The 2,467-nt window shown below is 34.6% G+C and carries 2 protein-coding genes; both read right to left on the bottom strand.

Annotation, left to right across the window (positions count from 1 at the left end):
- Positions 1-262 precede the first annotated feature (262 nt).
- Complete coding sequence (locus tag G9F74_RS29315; protein WP_016107405.1) at positions 263-994, bottom strand: DsbA family oxidoreductase; 732 nt, start codon at positions 992-994, stop codon at positions 263-265.
- 196 nt (positions 995-1,190) lie between these two features.
- On the bottom strand, positions 1,191-2,150 hold the full coding sequence (locus G9F74_RS29310) for an alpha/beta hydrolase (RefSeq protein WP_016107404.1): 960 nt from the start codon (positions 2,148-2,150) through the stop codon (positions 1,191-1,193).
- Positions 2,151-2,467 lie beyond the last annotated feature (317 nt).

Raw genomic sequence — 2,467 nt, 5'->3', positions numbered from 1 at the left:
TCAAAGAACTACTTGGTCGCTCATTTGCGACTCCCTTATGTTAACATCTTCATGTTTCAATGTCAACTAAGTTTTTTATTTCGTTTGTCGCTTTCGACGTTGTTGTCATCGGCGACTTGTTCTATACTACACTCCATTTATACAATCGTCAATACGTTTTTTAAAAAAATTATATTTTATAAATTTCATTTATATATTTCTTCTATAGTTATATACAAGCAACCCATAAAACTCTCTATGGGTTGCTATCCAATAATAAAGACTATTGTTCTTTTGACGGCACTGAACAACTTCCATCAGTACAAGAAAGATCGCTTCCACCATCTGCTGAAAGTTCCTGTAACTTCGGTGCAGGATTCTCTTCTTCCCAAACTTGCTGAAGTGCACCAACAAAAGTTTCAAGTGGTTGCGCACCTGAAATAGCATACTTCTGATTAATAATAAAATAAGGTACTCCCGAAATTTGATATTGCTGAGCAACCGCCTCATCAATTCTAACATCATTGGCATACGCATTTTTATCATTAATAACATGTAAAGCTTCTTGTTTATCTAAACCTGAAGCTTCAGCGATAGTAGCTAGCGTATCCACATCACTCAAGTTCTTTGATTCAGTAAAATATGCAAAAAGAAGATTTTCTGTAATCTCCTTTTCCTTCCCTTGATCCTTCGCAAACTTCGCTAGACGATGCGCATCAAAAGTGTTCGTTGGCTTCATCTCATCAAAATTAAAACTTAAACCCATACTAGCTGCATGATTTCCTAGTTGTACATTATTACGCTTAGCTTCTTCAATACTAATCCCATACTTTGATGCAAGCACTTCATTAATACTCGTTCCAGAGTAAACGGGAGTATTCGGATCTAGCTCAAAACTTTTAAACTCAACTTCAACATCCTCCTTATGCGGAAATTGCTCTAAAGCCATCTCTAATCTACGCTTCCCAATATAGCAAAATGGACATACAAAATCTGACCATACTTCAATTTTCATATTAACACCTCTTTAAAACTTAGTTTTCAATCATTGTAGCACTGAGATTAAGGAATTCAAAAGTTTTTGCTCTATTTCCTTCTATAGTACATACAAAAATATACTTATAGCAGAATACCTAATTAGAAAAAAACGATAATCAAAAGGGCAGACTATTCCCCTCCGATTATCGTCTATAAAAATGAAACAACTTTAATTATGCCGGAATATACTTCTCTACGAATTTCCATACAGTATTCCAATATTTATTTGAATCTACTTTCTCCGCTTCCCCATGCCCCGCACCTGGAACAATTAACTTCTCTTTTTCTACTTTTGCAGCATTATACACCTGATCTAACATTTCAAAAGGAACAAATGTATCAGCATTCCCATGGATAAATAGCATAGGTGTTTTACTTTTCTCAACTTGTTTCACAGCTGAAGCCTCTTCTAAATCATATCCCGCCCTCAATTTAGTAACTGTATTGGCCGCATTCATAACAGGAAACTTCGGTAAGTGGAATAAATCTTTTAGTTGATACGTAAATTCATCACTAACAGTTGAGTATCCGCAATCTTCAATAATAACTTTAACGTTTGAAGGTAAATCTTCGCCTGAAGTCATCATTACAGTTGCTCCCCCCATAGAAATACCATATAGAGCTATTTCAGCATTAGGATCTTTCTTTAAAATTTGTTGAATCCACAGTAGGACATCTTTACGATCATGCCAGCCCATACCAACATAATCCCCTTCACTATTTCCATGTCCACGAAGGTCTGGCGCTATGACATTATAGCCTCGTTCATAAAAGTTCCGAATATATTTCGTCATTTCTGATGCTCTGCCATTATATCCATGAACTACAATTGCCCATTTATGACTAGATGATTCATTCATATATTCATAACCTTTTAAATTCAGCTTATCGAAAGAACGTATAGTTAATGTGTTCGGTTTATATTTCGATACAAAATCCGCATTCTTTTTTTCATTCGTAGCCAATACATCTCCCGATGCATTCACTGTTTCCGCCAAATGAGGGTTATCTTGCAAAAATTCTTTTTCTTGTTTCGCATTCAATGCGTAGTTATAAAAATAATTCCCAACTAACATATACGCGATTGTTAGAAGCACTAAAACTACTATAGTAATCATACCTACCTTTTTCATATTATCTCCTTTTTCCAAATTAAATCTCTTATGTTAACGCACCTCAAAAACAACTGTACTATTTTAACATACCGGTGAATCTTATCTATAAGAAATAAAATAGAAAATCTTAAATTACATATTAAAAATCACGAAAGAAACAGAATAAAACTTATATAGATATGTAACCAAAAATCTTAAAAGAATAGGGAGTTCTTTAAAATCCAGGTAGTATTTAGCATTGAAAAGAAGTTATAAAACACAAAAAAGACGAGTCATCCTGACTCGTCTTAAGCTTGCTTGGCGACGTCCTACTCTCACAGGGACAAGGTCCCAAC

Source organism: Bacillus sp. EKM202B (genome assembly GCF_011066025.1).
GTDB lineage: Bacteria > Bacillota > Bacilli > Bacillales > Bacillaceae_G > Bacillus_A > Bacillus_A toyonensis.
This window is presented reverse-complemented; position numbering and strand designations above follow the sequence as displayed.